Here is an 18,227-nt window from a genome sequence, read left to right as displayed (position 1 = left end):
TTTTTGTGGCAAGGAGGTACAAGCATGGAAAATAGCATCAAGCGGAGGCAGAAGGCCGTCATCGACAGACTTGAAGCGACCTACCGGAATAACCGGATTGGCCACGCCTATCTCTTCGATGGCGAGGCGGGTACTGGAAAAGAAGAGGCAGCCATCCATTTTGCAAAATTATTACTTTGCGAAAATCCCGAAAATGCTGTTCCATGTGAAACATGTAGTAATTGTAAACGGGTAGCATCAGGAAATCACCCGAATGTGACGAAAATCGAACCAGATGGACAAGACATCAAAAAAGAGCAAATGTCTTCTTTGATCATGAAAATGACGAGAAAAGGATACGAGCCAGGGCGTAAAATGTATATCATCTCCCGCGCGGATCGGATGAATGTGTCGGCTGCTAATACATTGTTGAAGTTTTTAGAGGAGCCAGAAGGGGAAGTGACTGCGATTCTTCTGACTGATTCGTATCAGTCAATTCTCCCGACGATTCAATCTAGATGCCAGCGCGTCAGTTTTCTTCCGCCTCAGAGGGAAGAGTTGATTGCAAAATTGACCGATGCAGGAATTACTGCATCGATGGCTGCGACGGTTACAATGATGACAGCGGATATCGCGCAAGCGAAAGAGCTTGCGGAAAATGATCAATTTGCACACATGCGAAAAACAGTGTTAAAATTGATTGAAGCATCAGATCGCAATGTAAACGAAGCGCTTCTATTCATCCAATCTGAATGGTTGCCGGCAATGAAAGAGAAGGAAGATGTAGAACGTGGTCTCGACTTGCTTCTCTATGCATACCGTGATATCGTCTCGATGAAAGCTGGGCTGCAATCGGAGTTGTCGTTTCCCGATCAGCAACAGATTTTCCGTGGTCTTTCAATGAAGATGACTTACAGCCGCCTATCATCCAATATGGAAGCGGTTCTACAAGCGAAGAAAAAGCTGTACGGCAATATGAACCGAACGCTTTTAATGGAACAGCTGGTGCTCAATTTGCAGGAGGGGTTAACGCTTGTATAATGTTGTAGGTGTCCGCTTTAAAAAAGCGGGTAAAATATATTATTTCGATCCGCTCGATTATCCGCTTACTGTCGGTGACTATGTCATCGTGGAAACAGCCCGTGGGATCGAATACGGAAAAGTTGCTAGTCCTGTGAGGGAAGTCGATGAAAATGACGTCGTCTTACCACTTAAGAAAATTATCCGCAAGGCACTTATGGAAGACCAACTCCAAGTGGATGAAAACCGGGCAGATGCCGAGCAAGCCTTCGGCAAATGTGTCGAAAAGATACGGGAGCATGAACTGGATATGAAGCTTGTCGATGTGGAATACACGTTTGATCGTAATAAGATCGTCTTTTATTTCACAGCGGAAGGACGAGTCGACTTCCGGAATCTCGTAAAAGATCTTGCCGCAATTTTTCGTACACGCATCGAGTTGCGTCAAATCGGTGTCCGTGATGAGGCGAAAATGCTTGGAGGAATTGGACCGTGCGGAAGAATGCTCTGCTGTTCGACATTCTTGGGCGATTTTGAACCTGTCTCCATCAAGATGGCCAAAGATCAGAACTTATCGCTCAACCCATCAAAAATTTCCGGATTATGCGGCCGCCTTATGTGCTGCCTAAAATACGAAAACGATGAATATGAAGAGGCAAAAGCCCTCATGCCTGATATCGGCGAGCGGGTGCAGACGCCTGAAGGACCAGGAAAAGTGGTTGGCTTGAATTTGCTTGAGAGAATTTTGCAAGTGAATTTAGCGGATCAGGAACAGGTCTTGGAATATTCATGGGAAGAAATAGAGAGTCGAAAAAACTCAGTAGCTCAATTGACGAAATGATGGGGTGAAATAGTTGAAAGAAGGGAACTTTCTCGACAGAGTAATGGAGTTTGAGCAGCAGCTCGAAGCCATGCATGAGCAATTCCGGGAACTTATTGGATTTGTGGCGAAGATGACGGAAGAGAACCACTCACTTCAACTGGAAAACCATCATCTCCGGACACGGCTTGAAGAACTGACTGACAAAACCCAATTGATAGATGAACAAAGACCGCCTGTTAAGCCCCATAAGGTCGATATCGGCGAAGGGGTGGACAACTTGGCCAGGTTATATAATGAAGGATATCACGTCTGTAATGTCCATTATGGAAGCAGCCGTAAAGGGGAAGATTGTTTGTTCTGCCTATCCTTCCTGAGCAAACAGAATGCATGAGATGAGCCGATCCTATAATTACGTAGGCATCGGCTCTTTTCTGTCTATAACTGGACAGTTTCTTTTCGTTCCAGCACTCGCTTTCCGCGGGCGTTGCCTCAGCCGGTGTTCCCAACGCTGTAGCTTATGGTCCCAAAAGAGAAAGCTTTGGGAGCAACTACCGAGGAGATTGAAGCCGTGCCCGCTGAAAGCGTCCGATGCAACGCTGTATAAGAATGTCTGTTTCTTTTTTTTATCTTATATAGCGAAGGTTTTATAGAAGAAGATTTAATTCAACCGGAGGAGAAGATATGGAGAATTTATTGAAGGACGATGAACGACTGGATTATCTATTGGCGGAAAACTTAAGGATCATTCAGAGTCCTTCCGTCTTTTCATTTTCACTCGATGCCGTCCTACTGGCAAAATTTGCGTATGTGCCGATCCGTTCGGGGAAGATTGTCGATTTATGTGCGGGCAACGGAGCAATCCCACTTTTCTTAAGTGCCCGGACCAATGCCGATATTATTGCAGTTGAGCTGCAGGAGAGACTTGCGGATATGGCACGGCGAAGTGTTGGCTATAATGGATTAGATGAACGGATTTCTATTTTAAATGACGACGTAATCGGAATTTCAGGCAAGATCGGCTATGAAAAATATGATACGGTTACTTGCAATCCACCTTATTTCCCTGCGAGTGAAGCGAGCGAGAAAAACTTAAAAGAGCATGTCGCTATTGCTAGACATGAAATCCGTCTGACACTTGAACAAGCTGTAAAGTCCGCGAGTGAGTTGTTGAAGCAAGGTGGGAAAGCGGCATTTGTTCATAGACCCGGAAGGCTGCTAGACATTGTAACAGCGATGCGTGCGAACAGGTTGGAACCGAAAAGGATCCGTTTCGTGTACCCGAAGGAAGGCAAAGAAGCCAATACGTTGCTAATAGAAGGAATAAAAGACGGCAAGCCAGACTTGAAAATATTGTCACCCCTTTATGTCTATGGAGAAAATGGGGAGTATACAGAAGAAGTGAGGCTTTTATTATATGGACAAGATGAATGAGCATCTGTTCTATGTCCTTGAATGCAATGACGGCTCTTATTATGCCGGCTATACAAATGACTTGGAGAAGCGCATCCGTACCCATAATGAAGGAAAAGGTGCAAAATATACGCGTGCCAAGCTTCCGGTTCGCCTCATTTACCGGGAAAGCTATGAAACGAAGCAGGATGCGATGCGGGCTGAATATCAGTTCAAACAATTAACGAGGCCTGCAAAGGAACGATATATAAGGAAGGGGCAACGTATCGATGAAATCACAGAAAAGCGCTGAAGCGGAGGATGCGAAGCTATTTCTCGTTGGGACGCCGATTGGTAATTTGGAAGACATGACATTCCGTGCAATCCGAATTCTTCAGGAAGCGGATATGATAGCAGCGGAAGATACGAGAAATACGATCAGGCTTTGCAATCACTTCGACATTAAGACACCGCTTATGAGTTACCACGAGCATAATCTCGAAAAGGGCGGGGGAAAAATTCTGTCGTTACTGGCGGAAGGAAAGACTGTCGCCTTGGTGAGTGACGCGGGAATGCCGTGTATATCCGATCCAGGTAATGATATTGCTACGAAAGCGATTCAAGAGGGATTCGATGTCGTTCCAGTTCCTGGAGCCAATGCTGCCATCAGTGCATTAGTAGCTTCGGGGCTCCAAACGCAGCCCTTCTCGTTCTTCGGATTTTTGCCGCGACAGAAAAAGGAGCGCAACGAGCAATTGCGAAAGCTGAAGCAGAAGGAGGAGACTTTGCTACTATATGAAGCGCCCCATCGCTTGAAGGAAACGGTCAAATCACTTGCCGAAGCATTCGGAGGTTCGCGCCAAATCGTACTGGCGAGGGAATTGACGAAACGGTATGAGGAATTTCTCCGCGGATCGCTTGAGGAAGCCGTTTCTTGGGTGGAATCAAATGAAATAAGAGGGGAATTTTGTATCGTCATTGCAGGGAATGAGAATGTAGAAGAAGTGGCTGAAAATTGGTGGAAGGATATAAGCATTCCAACCCATGTGGAAATGGTGATGGAAAAGGAAAACATTTCATCGAAGGAAGCGATTAAATTAGTGGCATCTGAAAGAGGACTACCTAAAAGGGATGTTTATCAGGAGTACCATATAAACGAAAATTCATAATAAAAATCCAGAACGGTTATTTGTTCTGGATTTAAATTATTATTGATAGGATAATATTATTTTATCTTCTCTTCAATCTCTTTAATGAGTTGTCTAGCACCATCCGGGCTTAAAATTAGCTTTCCGTCAATAAGTTGCAAGTTATTGTCGGACACCTCGCCAGTAATAGAACAAGTCATATTTGGCATATATTTCTTCAAGATAATTTTGTCATCATCGACATAGATTTCTAAAGCATCTTTCTGCTCAATTCCAAGTGTACGGCGAAGCTCGATTGGAATGACGACACGTCCTAGCTCGTCGACTTTTCTAACGATTCCTGTAGATTTCATGACAAGAATTCCTCCTAAACGATTAAATTTTCGTCAAAATTCGACATATTTCTCTTGTCTATCAAATATCATACCAACTCTTCCATTTAACGTCAATAAAACCTTCTTAATATTATGTAGAGAATAATAGATTGGATGATGAAAACAGGACTTTTGATATTTAACTTTTATATTGTCATTGAGGTAATAAGTAGCCATTCCAACTGAGATTTAGGGAAATGGAAGCGAAAGACGAGTTGAGCATTATTAAGGAAATTTAATAATGAATAGATTTCGGCATTTATGCACAGTTGGAGCGGTTTGTGGGTGCTTACAGGCGTTTAACACGTGCTTTGCATGTTTATGAGCATTTTAGACGATTTATGCGTGTATAAAGAGGTTTATGAGGGGATTAACGAATTTCTAGGTGTCTACATAGCGCTTTTGTTGAATTTTAGATAAAATGGTTAGTATAGATTGAAACACAGGAGGTATTTTGGTGGCTGAACAGCGAAAAACATTTTACATTACGACTCCTATTTATTACCCGAGTGGGAAATTTCATATAGGAACTGCTTATACGACCGTAGCATCCGATGCGATGGCTCGCTATAAAAGACTGCGTGGATTCGACGTCCACTTCCTGACGGGAATGGACGAGCACGGACAGAAGATCCAGGAGAAAGCAGAAGAGGAAGGCCTTCCTCCGCAGCAATACGTTGATCGTATCGCGGATATTGCTATTGATTTATGGAAGCTGATGGACATCTCGTATGATGATTTAATTAGAACAACGGAGGATCGTCATAAAGCGGCTGTCGAAAAAATCTTTAAAAAGTTCCTCGACAATGGTGATATTTACAAAGGCGAGTATGAAGGATGGAAATGTGTCCCATGTGAGTCATATTTCACCGAGGCTCAACTTGAAGATGGCAACTGTCCTGACTGTCATCGTCCGGTGCAAAGGGTAGCAGAGGAATCATACTTCTTCAACATGCAGAAGTACGCGGACCGACTTCTACAATTTTACGAAGACAATCCGCATTTCATTGAACCGGAATCACGGAAAAATGAGATGATCAATAACTTCATCAAACCGGGCCTTGAAGATTTATCCGTCTCCCGTATGTCATTCGATTGGGGCATAAAAGTACCAGGAGATCCAAAACATGTCATTTATGTTTGGGTCGATGCATTGACGAATTACATCACAGCGCTCGGATACGGCTCTGATGATGAAACTCTATTCAATAAATACTGGCCTGCAGACGTACATGTCGTCGGAAAAGATATCGTCCGTTTCCATACAATTTATTGGCCTATTTTCCTGATGGCACTTGATCTGCCTTTGCCGAAAAAAGTGTTTGCACACGGCTTCATTATGATGAAGGACGGTAAAATGTCGAAATCAAAGGGGAATGTCGTCTACCCTGAAATGCTCGTGGAGCGTTACGGATTGGATGCGACACGCTATTTCCTTCTTCGTGAATTGCCGTTTGGACAAGATGGAACATTCTCTCCTGAATCATTCGTCGAGCGGACAAATTACGACTTGGCCAATGACCTTGGCAACTTGTTGAATCGCACGGTATCTATGATCAATAAGTATTTCGACGGCGTCATTCCTACAGAGGGGCTTGAGCCGACCGAATTCGACAATGTACTGCGTGACTTCACGAAGAACGCAATCGAGAAATATGAAGTTTCGATGGAAAAGATGCAATTCAGCGTTGTCCTATCGGAGTTATGGACAATCATTTCACGGACGAATAAATATATCGATGAAACATCTCCGTGGGTGCTTGCAAAAGAAGAGGCGGATAAAGCGAAATTGGCATCCGTCATGGCTCATCTTGCAGCATCACTTCGCCAAATTGCAGTTCTATTGCAGCCGTTCATGACGAAGGCACCGATTCAGATCATTGAACAGCTCGGATTGGATGAAACAATGCTTGCGTGGGAAACGTTAGGTGATTTCGATGTTATTCCTGCAGGGACGAAAGTTGTGGAAAAGGGAGTTCCGATCTTCCCTCGTCTAGATCCGGAAGTGGAAATCGTCTATATCCGTGACCAAATGGCTATTACTGCGCCAAAAGAAAAGCAGGAGGAAAAGCCGGCTGAAGTCGAAGACGAAACGGAAGAAATCACGATCGATGACTTTGCAAAAATTGATTTGCGTGTCGCGACCGTTCTTGCGTGTGAGAGGATTCCAAAAGCGGACAAGCTATTGAAATTCCAACTCGATTTAGGCAGTGAAAAACGCCAAGTCGTCTCCGGCATTGCCGAGCATTATGAACCGGAAGAGTTGATCGGTGAAAAAGTCATTGTTGTCGCCAATTTGAAGCCGGTGAAATTACGCGGCGAATTATCCGAAGGTATGATTTTATCGGGCGAGTCAAATGGCGTTTTGAAATTGGCAACCGTTGATCCATCTATGGAAAACGGCGCAAAAGTAAAGTAATTGAAAAGGACGGCGTTTCTTAATAGAGGCGCCGTCTTTATCTTTTAACCAATTTGTCACCATACTGTAACGAAAGTCATATTTCATTGAAATAGAATGAAGCTTGTGAGGAGAGACGCAAAATGTATATCGATACTCATGTCCATTTGAATGCAGAGCAATATGAAGAAGATGTTAAAGAAGTCATTCAACGCGCTATTGATGCGGAGGTCAACACAATGGTTGTCGTCGGCTTCGATCGTGTGACGATTGAGAAGGCGATGGAACTGGCTGAGGAATACCCTTTCATTTACGCGGTCATCGGCTGGCATCCAGTAGACGCCATTGATTGTACCGAAAAAGATTTGGAATGGATCGAGTCCTTGGCAGCGCATCCGAAAGTCGTCGGCATCGGGGAAACGGGTCTGGATTATTATTGGGATAAATCTCCGAAAGACGTTCAGCAAGAATTGTTCCGAAAGCAAATAAGGCTTGCACAGAAAGTCGATTTACCGATTATCATTCATAATCGTGACGCTACCGGGGATGTCGTCAGGATATTGAAAGAAGAGGATGCCGGCATTACGGGCGGGATCATGCACTGCTATGGCGGAAGCGTCGAGACTGCAAAAGAATGCATAAATATGAACTTCCTCATCTCCCTTGGCGGACCTGTCACCTTCAAAAACGCAAAGATGCCGAAACAAGTTGCGACAGACATTTCTTTGGATCATTTGTTGATTGAAACAGATGCTCCTTACCTTGCTCCGCACCCTCATCGCGGAAAACGGAATGAGCCGGCTCTCGTCACGCTTGTGGCGGAAGAAATCGCGCGATTGAAAGAAATTTCCGTTGAAGAGGTGGCAAAACGAACGACCGAAAATGCTTTAAAGATCTTCCGTATTTCGAAATAATGCGAAGGCTGATTGTATAGCTTCCTGCCTGAATTCAACGATACATAGTCGCATGACTTGAGGTTCTAATGAGTTGACACGTTGAAAAGGAACCTTTATAATCAGCCGAGTGATAAAGGAGGAGTTTTTTCATGACAAAAAGTACCATGAAAAATCTGTTCTCGATGTCATTGAGGAGTAAACAAATAGTAGCTGTTGCTGTTGCATTGGCGCTATTCGTTTCAATCATTTCACTTGTTCTTTACGAAGGATCTAAGAAATCGGTCACGCTTCATGTGAACGATGAGCAAATTGAAATAAAAACATCTGCACATACAGTTGGGCAACTTCTTGCAAGTCAAGATATCGAAGTTGCTGAACACGATTTAGTAACACCCTCAGTGAATACCCCGGTCGAAGAAGGGTTATCGATCAGGTGGGAACAGGCAAAGCAAGTAGAAATTCATACAGGAAAAGAAATCGAAAAGATTTGGACTACGGATCGTAAAGTCGGCGATATTTTGGCCGCTGCCGGAATGGACCTTACAGAACATGATAAGGTCATGCCAAATCTGGATGAAAACCTAGAAGATGATCTACGAATCAATGTTCAAAAAGCGTTCCAATTGACGCTTATCGATGGCGGAAATGAGAAACAAATGTGGTCAACTTCGACTACGGTCGCTGACTTTTTAAAGAGAGAGAACATTCAATTGAATGAACACGACAAGCTGAACCGGAAGGCGGACGGATACGTGAAGCCGGGTTCAATAGTTGAAGTCGTACGTGTAGAAAAGGTCACCGATGTAGTGGAAGAACCAACAAACTTTGCGGTTGTAACGAAGAGTGATGCCAAATTGCTGAAAGGACGCGAAAAAGTTGTCCAAGAAGGCAAGAAGGGGTCTGTTGAACGCAAGTTTGAAATTGTCAAAGAGAATGGCAAGGAAGTATCTCGAACGTTATTGAATGAGAAAGTCATTAAGGAACCGCAAAAGAAAATTGTTGCGGTCGGTTCCAAAGTGGTTGTTGCAAGTGCATACAATAAAAAATCCAATGTCGCAGTATCACGCGGCAGCTCAGCAGCACCATCAGGCGGAAAAGAATTCTATGTAACTGCTACTGCCTATACAGCGCACTGTAACGGATGTACAGGGAAGACGGCAACAGGCATCGACTTAAGAGCCAATCCGAATCTCAAAGTGATCGCCGTAGATCCTAGCGTCATCCCGCTCGGCTCCAAAGTATGGGTGGAAGGATACGGGTACGCTATCGCTGGGGATACCGGCGGCGCAATCAAAGGGAAGAAGATTGATCTTCATGTACCAACAAAGTCGGCAGCATACAATTTTGGCCGTCGTACAGTGAAAGTAAAAGTGATTGACTAATTTCATAGTAATTATTTTATTTCCACATCGATCCGTGGGGCTAACCAGTCCCGCGGTTTTTTTCATGATTTTGACCAAAGGCTGCCTTAATATCTGCAAAGTGCGCAGAAATACGGCAAATCAAACCCTTCGTTGTTCGATTGCCTGTACAAGAGCCTATTCAACACGTAAAATTAAACAAACGTAACCTAATGAAATGAGGGGCACTGTGAACATAAAAGAAATCATCGTCGTCGAAGGCAAATCTGACACAATTGCAATCAAAAGAGCAACAGGGGCCGACACAATTGAAACAAATGGATCGGCAATCGACGAAAAGACGTTGGATAAAATTCGCCACGCCCAGGAGACACGTGGAGTCATCGTATTTACAGACCCCGACTTTCCGGGCAAGCGGATTCGCTCCATTATTGAAGAACAGATTCCTGGAGTCAAACACGCATTTTTGCATAAATCGAAAACGATTGCAAAAAACGGCCAAGGACTTGGCATCGAGCATGCGAAGGATGAAGATATTCAAAAAGCACTCGAAGCGGTCTATTCAGTCGATGTCCAGCCAATCGAGGACATTCCTTTGCGGATGCTTTTGGATGAAAGGCTTATTGGGCATCCCGATGCGAAAAAAAGGCGCGACCGGCTAAGTGAAATACTGCAAATCGGACAAGTGAACGGCAAAGGATTGAAAAAAAGACTTGAAATGTTCCGGATTGGGCAACATCAATTAATGGAGGCATTGAAAGTCCTGCACGAGGAGGATGGCCATGAATAAAGATATTGCAACGCCCATTAGAACGAAGGAAATTTTGGAGAAGCACGGATTTTCATTCAAAAAGAGCTTAGGGCAAAACTTTTTGATCGATCCGAATATATTACGTAACATCGTTTCGCATGCCGAATTGACGGACAAGACAGGAGTCATCGAAATCGGTCCGGGCATCGGGGCATTGACGGAGCATTTGGCTCGTACTGCAGGAAAGGTCGTTGCATTTGAAATCGACGGACGTCTGCTGCCTGTGTTGGAAGATACATTGTCGCCGTATAACAATGTCACGATCATCAACCAAGATGTCCTCGAAGCAGATTTGAATAAGATTGTCGAGGAGCAATTTAGCGAATACGACGATATTGTCGTCGTGGCGAATCTCCCTTATTATGTGACGACGCCAATCATTATGAAGTTTTTGCTAGGAAAAGTACCCATCCGTGGCATGGTGATCATGATGCAAAAGGAAGTTGCAGATCGTATTACTGCGTCTCCAGGTACGAAAGCATATGGGTCATTATCAATCGCGGTTCAATATTACATGGATGCCGAAGTATCGATGATAGTGCCGAAAACGGTTTTCATTCCGCAACCGAATGTCGAATCAGCTGTGCTGAAGCTCACAAAAAAAACAAAACCTCCTGTGGAAGTAATAGACGAAGACTTTCTATTCGAGGTGGCAAGAGGTTCATTCGTCCAAAGAAGGAAGACGTTGCTGAACAATTTGCAATCCTCGTTGCCTGACGGAAAGGCGAAAAAGGAGCAAATTCTTGAGGCGTTCGAGCGGATCGGCATGGATCCGGGCAGAAGAGGTGAGACATTATCGATTAAGGAGTTCGGGGATTTGTCGAATGTTTTACATGCGGATTTTAAAAAATCATGACAAATAGGGGAATTAATGGGTGAATTCGTCGAATAGGACGAAAAAAGAATTGACATCAATAAGGTTTTACTGATAAAATTCTTCTTTTAATTGACAGAACTTTTTAAAAGTGTTATACTAGTATCCAGTGAGGTGTAAGCGACGTGCCAAAAACATTAGCGGACATTAAGAAGTCATTGGATGCTCACTTGGGGAAACGTTTGCATTTAAGAGCAAACGGCGGCCGTAAGAAAACAATCGAACGTGCCGGAGTCCTTCGTGAGACGTATCGGGCAGTTTTTGTTGTTGAACTGGACCAGGATGAAAATGCTTTTGAAAGGGTGTCTTACAGCTACGCGGATATTTTGACGGAAGCAGTCGAAATAACAGTTCTGGATGATGGGGACGCCACTGCGTTGATCATCAAATAGGTTTTTATAGCAATCATGTATTGTTTTTTATAAAAAATACCTATGTCTTCCTTAACGGATGCGCATAGGTGTTTTTTTATGCCCATTGCTCATACTAGAGTTGTCAGTCGATAAGGAGGAAAAACCCAATGGCGAGAAGACGTAGTATAATGTCTGAGCACTTGAAGGAAGAGATTGCGAAAGAGCTTGGCTTTTACGATGTTGTTCAGCGGGAAGGTTGGGGAGGCATCAAATCGCGTGACGCTGGAAACATGGTGAAGTATGCCATTCAAATGGCGGAGCGTGGATTGGCGGAAAAACGGAACGACAGCTAAGATCCACCCATCTCATGAACGACTGACAAAGGAAGAGCTGCATGGATGTCGTACTAGACGCCGTGCAGCTCTTTTCTTTTAGCGGATCAACGCATATTGGCAAAAGACTGTCATGAAAAGGTATCGGTCTTTCCTGAAAGTTATCCATCACTCCCTAAGATATATTGTCATTTTCATACCTTTGCCCCGGCTGTTTCCGTATGAATCCTGTCGTCTCTTAGCAACCACTCATAACTTTTGTAATTTTTCAGGGTGAAATCCATTCGCCCTATGGTAAAATAGGGAACAATGACAAGCTTGGAATGGAGGGGGCTGGATGCTATATGAGAAAGCACCTGCAAAAATCAACCTGACACTCGATGTCCTACATAAACGCCCCGACGGTTTTCATGAAGTGGAAATGATCATGACGACAGTCGATTTGGCTGACCGTGTCTGGCTTCGCCCATCGAATGACGGGCATATCAATATTAGGGTGTCCGAGCGGTTCGTCCCGAATGACCGAAAAAATCTAGCCTATCAGGCAGCCGATTTATTGAGACGGAAATACGGCATTCGCGACGGGGTCGAGATTACACTCGACAAGAAAATACCTGTAGCTGCGGGTCTCGCGGGAGGCAGTTCCGACGCTGCGGCGACATTACGCGGTTTAAATCGGCTTTGGAACCTGCAGCTAAGTGCAGATGAATTGGCGGAACTTGGTGCAAAGATCGGATCAGATGTGTCGTTCTGCGTACATGGAGGGACGGCGCTTGCGAAAGGGCGCGGAGAGAAGATCCAGCATTTGCCGGCACCACCTAATTGCTGGGTCATCCTTGCAAAACCTTCAATCTCCGTTTCTACGGCGGATATTTATCGTAACCTCGATGTCAATTCCATCAAGCATCCTGACACAGCAGGTATGCTTGAAGCATTGCATTCGGGAAGTTACAACAAAATGTGTGCATCGTTAGGAAATGTCCTGGAGCCGGTGACGATGAAATTACATCCGCAAGTCGTCGTCTTAAAAGAAAAGATGGAACAATTTGGAGCAGATGCAGTATTGATGAGCGGAAGCGGACCGACCGTTTTCGGATTCGTCCGGCAGGAGGCAAGAGTCTCAAGGATTTACAATGGACTAAAGGGCTTCTGCAAGGAAGTTCATGCTGTAAGAATGGTGGGAGAACGTTTCCTGCTTGATTAAAGGCGTATAATTATGGTAATCTACGGATAAAACATTCGGGTTTAGGGGTTGTTAATCATGAAGTGGAAAAGGAGCGGAAGACTCGTCGATATGACGCGTCATCTATTGGAAAATCCTCATACACTCATACCGCTCACTTTCTTCTCCGAGCGCTATCATGCCGCAAAGTCATCCATAAGTGAAGATCTGACAATCATCAAGGAGACTTTCGAGGAGAATGGGACAGGCAAACTGATGACTGTTTCGGGTGCTGCTGGTGGAGTGAAATACATTCCGCAAGTCTCCGAAACGGAAGTCCGTGAAGTGATCGCCCTTATTAAAGAAAATCTTGGTCGATCGGATCGGTTGTTGCCTGGCGGTTATTTATATATGACCGATTTTTTAGGGGATCCTAAAATGATGGATCGCATCGGTAAAGTATTTGCTTCTGCATTCGGCGATACGGAGATCGACGTCATTATGACAGTTGCGACGAAAGGCATTTCGATTGCCCATGCGATTGCACGCCATTTGAATGTCCCTGTTGTCATCGTCCGTAGGGACAGTAAAGTGACGGAGGGTTCGACCGTCAGCATCAATTACGTGTCCGGCTCTACACGCCGTATCCAGACAATGGTATTATCGAAGAGAAGCATGAAGAGCGGCAAAAGAGTATTGATCACCGATGACTTCATGAAAGCGGGCGGAACGATGGCCGGCATGAAGAACTTATTGGAGGAGTTCGACTGCGAGCTTGCGGGTACCGCTGTCTTAGTAGAGGCGGAACATACGGAGGAAGTGCTCGTTGACGATTACTTGTCCTTAGTCAAGCTCCGTGCGGTGAATGAAAAGGATCGTACGATTGAACTGGAAGAAGGAAACTATTTCAAGAAGGGTGGAAAAACGGAATGAATTATGTAGCTACTGAAAATGCACCAAAAGCAATTGGACCTTATGCACAAGCAGTGAAAGTGAATGGACTGGTTTATACATCTGGCCAACTTCCAATGACGCCGGACGGGCTTCTCGTCGAAGGAACGATCGAAGAGCAGACGAACCAAGTTTTCGCCAACTTGAAAGCAGTTTTGGAAGAAGCGGGATCTTCCCTTGATCAAGTCATCAAGGCAACCGTATTCATTAAGGACATGAACCAATTCGCAGCATTGAATGACGTATACGCACAACATTTCGGTTCCCACACTCCTGCACGTTCCACAGTGGAAGTGGCAAGACTGCCGAAAGATGCAACTGTCGAAATTGAAGTTATCGCCCTTGCAGGGGAATAAATAATAAGTGGCGGCCAGCTTGGATGAAGAGCAGGCCAGCCATTTTTTTGTGTCCAAAAGTTGATAAAAAAGTTTTTTAGAAAAAGTTTGTAAAAATAAAAGGGAAATGCTTACTTTTGTAGAATATAATCGTTGAGCATAAAACGAAAGCGCAGGACGCCTCGGCGTTTGAAGCTAGAGAAACAACAAAGGGAGTGGGGAATAATGGAGGTAACAGACGTAAGACTGAGGAAAGTTGAGACGGACGGCCGGATGAGGGCGATCGCATCGATTACCTTGGATGGTGAGTTTGTCGTACATGACATCCGTGTCATTGAGGGGAATGACGGATTGTTTGTCGCGATGCCGAGCAAGCGTACGCCGGAAGGAGAATTTCGTGACGTCGCACACCCGATCAACACTTCAGCGAGGATGAAAGTCCAAGACGCCGTCCTAACCGCGTATCATATGGTTGAGGAAAAAGGAGTGCTCGAAGAGGCTGGAGCGTAAGTTATACTAGTTGAAAAGCATCACAGAGGCTGTGCAGAAGTCATTCTGTAACGGCTTCTTTTATTTCAAAGAAGGATTGCATCGAAAGCTGTAACGAAGAACGGCTTTTGCGAGGGTAATTAAGGCAAATCGAACCCTTCGCTGTTCGATGGGCTGTACAGAAGTCAGTAAATATGACTTTCTGTGACAGCTTTTTTCTTTTTTATTGCTAAGGTCAGCAGGAATTTGGGTGGAACTCAACCGCTTGAAGTGGAAATTCCCATTTTCATACACAAATAAAAAAAGAAACGAACAATATTAAAAGAATTACATTACATTGTCAAGGGGGGATAGTTGAAATTTATATTATTTTCAGCTATAGTCAATAATGAAATTATGGATGGAGGCCAGCAAATGACGAATACATATGCCATCGTCCTAGCTGCAGGGCAAGGGACGCGGATGAAGTCCGATTTATATAAAGTATTGCATCCTGTCTGTGGAAAACCGATGGTCGAACACGTTGTCGACCATATCCTCGGAATCGGCGCGGATAAAATCGTAACGATTGTCGGCCACGGCGCAGAAATGGTAGAAGAAACACTTGGTGCCAAAAGCGAATATGCCCTACAGGCAGAACAGCTTGGCACGGCACATGCGGTTCAGCAGGCAGAGGACCGGCTAGGCGAACTCGAAGGAATGACGCTCGTCGTCTGCGGAGACACACCGCTCATTAAATCGGAAACGATGCAAGCATTGATTGCACACCACTCCGACACGAAGGCGAAAGCGACAATTCTGACCGCGCATGCCGACGATCCCACAGGTTACGGCCGCATCATTCGGGATGAGCAAGGAAACGTCCTTCGCAATGTTGAGCACAAAGATGCATCAACGGAAGAGCGGAAAGTGACCGAAATCAATACGGGAACATACTGCTTTGACAATCGTGCCCTGTTCGAAGCTTTGAAAAAAGTGAAGAACGATAACGCACAAGGCGAATATTATTTGCCCGATGTCATCGGCATCCTAAAGTCTGAACAAGCATTAATCTCAGCCTACGTAACGGATGACTTCAGTGAAACAATCGGCATTAACGACCGGGTCATCCTGTCTGAGGCAGAAAGAGTGATGCGTCAGAGGATTGCAGAATCTCATATGCGAAACGGTGTTACAATCATCGACCCAGGCAGTACGTATATTAGCGCGGATGCAAAAATCGGCAAGGATGCAGTTCTTCAACCAGGCACGATGATCGAAGGACAGACGGTCATTGGGAATAAATGTATCATTGGACCGAATAGTCATATCGTCAATAGTGAAATTGGCGATCATACAACCATCCATTCGTCAGTTGTACGGGACAGCATCATCGGGTCCGGTACGACAGTAGGCCCGTTCGCACATATCCGTCCGGAATCCAAACTCAGCGACAATGTAAAAATCGGCAATTTTGTTGAAGTTAAAAAGTCAAGTCTTGGAGAAGGAAGCAAGGTTTCCCACCTAAGCTATATTGGTGATGCGGAAGTCGGCACACATGTCAACATCGGCTGCGGAACGATCACAGTGAATTACGACGGTAAAAACAAGTATCAGACAACAATCGAAGATAATGCATTTGTCGGATGCAACTCCAATCTGGTGGCACCTGTAAAAGTTGGCAAAGGCGCTTATGTCGCGGCTGGATCAACCATTACAAAAGATGTACCAGAAAGTTCACTTGCAATTGGGCGTGCGCGCCAGGAGAATAAAGAAGGATACGCAACAAAATTAAATCTTAACTAACCAGGGGGACCATGATGGCTAATCATTATCCTAATGATAAACTGAAGATATTCTCTTTAAATTCTAACGAAACTCTTGCACAAGAAGTGGCGGACGAAATCGGACGCCCACTCGGCAAGTGCTCCGTCAAACGTTTCAGTGACGGAGAAATTCAAATCAATATCGAAGAAAGTATCCGAGGTTGCGATGTTTTTGTCATCCAATCAACCTCCAACCCAGTCAATGATAACCTGATGGAGCTCCTTATCATGATTGACGCATTGATGCGCGCATCAGCCCGTACAATCAATGTTGTTATGCCTTATTATGGCTATGCACGCCAAGACCGCAAAGCGCGTTCCCGTGAACCGATTACGGCGAAGCTCGTAGCGAACTTGCTTGAAAAAGCGGGCGCAGACCGTGTTATCGCAATCGATTTACATGCACCGCAAATCCAAGGCTTCTTTGACATTCCGATCGACCATCTCGTGGCAGAGCCGATCTTAACAGAATACTTCAAAAGCAAAGGCTTGGAAGGCAATGAACTTGTTATCGTATCCCCGGATCATGGCGGCGTAACACGTGCACGTAAAATGGCAGACCGCATGAAAGCTCCAATCGCAATCATCGATAAGCGCCGTCCACGTCCGAATGTTGCCGAAGTAATGAGCATTGTAGGAAACGTCGAAGGAAAAACAGCAATTTTGATCGATGACATCATCGATACTGCCGGAACGATTACAATCGCAGCGAACGCGATTATCGAGAGCGGTGCAAAGGAAGTGTACGCTTGCTGTACGCATCCGGTGTTATCCGGCCCTGCAATCGAGCGGATCGACAATTCACAAATTAAAGAATTGGTCATTACGAATTCAATCGAACTGCCGGAAAGTAAAAAATCACCGAAAATCAAGCAATTGTCGATTGCTAAGCTTTTGGGTGAAGCAGTTAAACGGGTATTTGAAGAAAAATCTGTCAGCACATTGTTTGAATAAGCAAGTCAGTTAGTTTCATGTCGTCTGATTTTGGGTATTTCAAGAGATAGAATATACTTTTTTAGGAAAGGTGACTACGCAAATGAGTACAGCAATTCAGTCGAAACCAAGAGAAACAAAAACGAGATCAGCTTTGACAGCATTACGAAATGACGGGTTTATCCCATCGGTTGTTTATGGATATAATACAGAATCTACACCAATCGCCGTAAAAGAGGGCGATTTAATGAAAACATTGCGCGAAGTCGGACGCAATGGAGTTATCAAGCTTGAAGTCAACGGCAAGGAATTGAACGTCGTCTTGAACGATTTTCAGGAAGATGCTTTAAAAGGCGATATCCGCCATGCGGATTTCCTCGCAATCAATATGTCTGAAGAGCTTGAAGTCGATGTGACGGTACATCTTGTCGGCGAATCAGTCGGCGAGAAGGAAGGCGGCGTCGTACAGCAGCCGAACCGTGAAGTGACGATCAAAGTCAAACCTTCAGATATTCCGGAGTCATTTGAAGTCGATGTTTCCGAAATGCAAATCGGCGACACATTGACAGTAGCAGACGTGCGTGGGAAAACGAATTTTGAAATTATTACGGATGACGAGTACGCACTCGTTACCATCTCCGCTCCACGTTCCGAAGAGGAATTGGACGGAGAAAACCTCCCGGATGCTGAAGCAGAACCTGAACTTGTCGGAGAGAATCAGGGAGAAAAGGGAGAAGAATAATAGCACAATTTAGGAGCGCACGTGCAAAGCGTGCGCCCTTTTTTATAATTTA

At 44.7% G+C, this 18,227-nt stretch carries 21 protein-coding genes; 20 read left to right on the top strand and 1 reads right to left on the bottom strand.

The annotated features are described in order from the left end of the window. The first annotated feature begins 24 nt into the window (after positions 1 to 24). The 6 genes from holB to rsmI all read left to right on the top strand — a co-directional run bounded on the left by holB (position 25) and on the right by rsmI (position 4,380). Positions 25 to 1,020, top strand: a complete 996-nt coding sequence (gene holB, locus ACR65H_RS17785; protein ID WP_440502199.1) for a DNA polymerase III subunit delta' — start codon at positions 25 to 27, stop codon at positions 1,018 to 1,020. After that, entirely contained in the window at positions 1,013 to 1,840 is an 828-nt protein-coding gene (locus ACR65H_RS17780; protein WP_440502197.1) for a PSP1 domain-containing protein, read from the top strand. Before holB ends, ACR65H_RS17780 begins: the two co-directional genes overlap by 8 nt. Positions 1,841 to 1,853: 13 nt before the next feature. After that, a complete protein-coding gene (gene yabA, locus ACR65H_RS17775) occupies positions 1,854 to 2,213 on the top strand; it encodes a DNA replication initiation control protein YabA (protein ID WP_440502195.1) in 360 nt (119 codons plus the stop codon). A gap of 290 nt (positions 2,214 to 2,503) precedes the next feature. Next, on the top strand, positions 2,504 to 3,253 hold the full coding sequence (locus ACR65H_RS17770) for a tRNA1(Val) (adenine(37)-N6)-methyltransferase (protein WP_440502193.1): 750 nt from the start codon (positions 2,504 to 2,506) through the stop codon (positions 3,251 to 3,253). After that, a complete protein-coding gene (locus ACR65H_RS17765; RefSeq protein WP_440502191.1) occupies positions 3,237 to 3,524 on the top strand; it encodes a GIY-YIG nuclease family protein in 288 nt (95 codons plus the stop codon). The genes ACR65H_RS17770 and ACR65H_RS17765 overlap by 17 nt, the downstream gene beginning before the upstream one ends. Further along, positions 3,502 to 4,380, top strand: a complete 879-nt coding sequence (rsmI, locus tag ACR65H_RS17760; protein WP_440502189.1) for a 16S rRNA (cytidine(1402)-2'-O)-methyltransferase — start codon at positions 3,502 to 3,504, stop codon at positions 4,378 to 4,380. The genes ACR65H_RS17765 and rsmI overlap by 23 nt, the downstream gene beginning before the upstream one ends. A 56-nt stretch (positions 4,381 to 4,436) precedes the next feature. Here rsmI and abrB read toward each other — a convergent pair whose 3' ends face one another. Beyond that, the gene (gene abrB, locus ACR65H_RS17755; RefSeq protein WP_239433317.1) at positions 4,437 to 4,712 is read right to left on the bottom strand and encodes a transition state genes transcriptional regulator AbrB; all 276 of its coding nucleotides are present in this window, start codon (positions 4,710 to 4,712) and stop codon (positions 4,437 to 4,439) included. 478 nt (positions 4,713 to 5,190) lie between these two features. On the opposite strand from abrB, the gene metG reads away from it, so the two are divergent. The 14 genes from metG to ACR65H_RS17685 all read left to right on the top strand — a co-directional run bounded on the left by metG (position 5,191) and on the right by ACR65H_RS17685 (position 18,175). Continuing rightward, positions 5,191 to 7,152 (top strand): methionine--tRNA ligase, encoded by a 1,962-nt coding sequence (metG, locus tag ACR65H_RS17750; RefSeq protein WP_440502187.1) that lies wholly within the window; start codon positions 5,191 to 5,193, stop codon positions 7,150 to 7,152. Between the two features lie 122 nt (positions 7,153 to 7,274). After that, positions 7,275 to 8,045: a TatD family hydrolase gene (locus tag ACR65H_RS17745; protein WP_440502185.1), complete on the top strand. Its 771-nt coding sequence runs from the start codon at positions 7,275 to 7,277 to the stop codon at positions 8,043 to 8,045. 131 nt (positions 8,046 to 8,176) lie between these two features. Then, a complete protein-coding gene (locus tag ACR65H_RS17740; protein ID WP_440502183.1) occupies positions 8,177 to 9,409 on the top strand; it encodes a resuscitation-promoting factor in 1,233 nt (410 codons plus the stop codon). A gap of 208 nt (positions 9,410 to 9,617) precedes the next feature. After that, positions 9,618 to 10,178: a ribonuclease M5 gene (gene rnmV, locus ACR65H_RS17735; RefSeq protein WP_440502181.1), complete on the top strand. Its 561-nt coding sequence runs from the start codon at positions 9,618 to 9,620 to the stop codon at positions 10,176 to 10,178. Then, entirely contained in the window at positions 10,171 to 11,055 is an 885-nt protein-coding gene (gene rsmA, locus ACR65H_RS17730; RefSeq protein WP_440502179.1) for a 16S rRNA (adenine(1518)-N(6)/adenine(1519)-N(6))-dimethyltransferase RsmA, read from the top strand. The genes rnmV and rsmA overlap by 8 nt, the downstream gene beginning before the upstream one ends. A gap of 143 nt (positions 11,056 to 11,198) precedes the next feature. Further along, positions 11,199 to 11,465: a biofilm formation stimulator Veg gene (veg, locus tag ACR65H_RS17725; protein WP_440502177.1), complete on the top strand. Its 267-nt coding sequence runs from the start codon at positions 11,199 to 11,201 to the stop codon at positions 11,463 to 11,465. A gap of 128 nt (positions 11,466 to 11,593) precedes the next feature. Further along, the gene (locus ACR65H_RS17720) at positions 11,594 to 11,779 is read left to right on the top strand and encodes a small, acid-soluble spore protein, alpha/beta type (RefSeq protein WP_440502175.1); all 186 of its coding nucleotides are present in this window, start codon (positions 11,594 to 11,596) and stop codon (positions 11,777 to 11,779) included. A gap of 316 nt (positions 11,780 to 12,095) precedes the next feature. After that, positions 12,096 to 12,962 (top strand): 4-(cytidine 5'-diphospho)-2-C-methyl-D-erythritol kinase, encoded by an 867-nt coding sequence (gene ispE / locus ACR65H_RS17715; RefSeq protein ID WP_440502174.1) that lies wholly within the window; start codon positions 12,096 to 12,098, stop codon positions 12,960 to 12,962. Between the two features lie 57 nt (positions 12,963 to 13,019). After that, complete coding sequence (gene purR / locus ACR65H_RS17710; protein ID WP_440502172.1) at positions 13,020 to 13,853, top strand: pur operon repressor; 834 nt, start codon at positions 13,020 to 13,022, stop codon at positions 13,851 to 13,853. Further along, entirely contained in the window at positions 13,850 to 14,227 is a 378-nt protein-coding gene (locus tag ACR65H_RS17705; protein ID WP_381444424.1) for a RidA family protein, read from the top strand. Before purR ends, ACR65H_RS17705 begins: the two co-directional genes overlap by 4 nt. Positions 14,228 to 14,431: 204 nt before the next feature. After that, positions 14,432 to 14,716 carry a septation regulator SpoVG gene (gene spoVG, locus ACR65H_RS17700; RefSeq protein WP_440502169.1) on the top strand — a complete coding sequence of 95 codons (285 nt, stop codon included), beginning with the start codon at positions 14,432 to 14,434 and terminating at the stop codon, positions 14,714 to 14,716. Positions 14,717 to 15,109: 393 nt separating this feature from the next. Beyond that, a complete protein-coding gene (glmU, locus tag ACR65H_RS17695; protein ID WP_440502167.1) occupies positions 15,110 to 16,480 on the top strand; it encodes a bifunctional UDP-N-acetylglucosamine diphosphorylase/glucosamine-1-phosphate N-acetyltransferase GlmU in 1,371 nt (456 codons plus the stop codon). 14 nt (positions 16,481 to 16,494) lie between these two features. After that, entirely contained in the window at positions 16,495 to 17,454 is a 960-nt protein-coding gene (locus ACR65H_RS17690) for a ribose-phosphate diphosphokinase (RefSeq protein WP_440502166.1), read from the top strand. A gap of 82 nt (positions 17,455 to 17,536) precedes the next feature. Further along, on the top strand, positions 17,537 to 18,175 hold the full coding sequence (locus ACR65H_RS17685; RefSeq protein ID WP_440502164.1) for a 50S ribosomal protein L25/general stress protein Ctc: 639 nt from the start codon (positions 17,537 to 17,539) through the stop codon (positions 18,173 to 18,175). Positions 18,176 to 18,227: the final 52 nt, after the last annotated feature.

Source organism: Sporosarcina sp. SAFN-015, from assembly GCF_059415085.1.
Note: the sequence above shows the minus strand (reverse complement) of the source record. Positions and strands in the feature narration are given on the sequence as shown.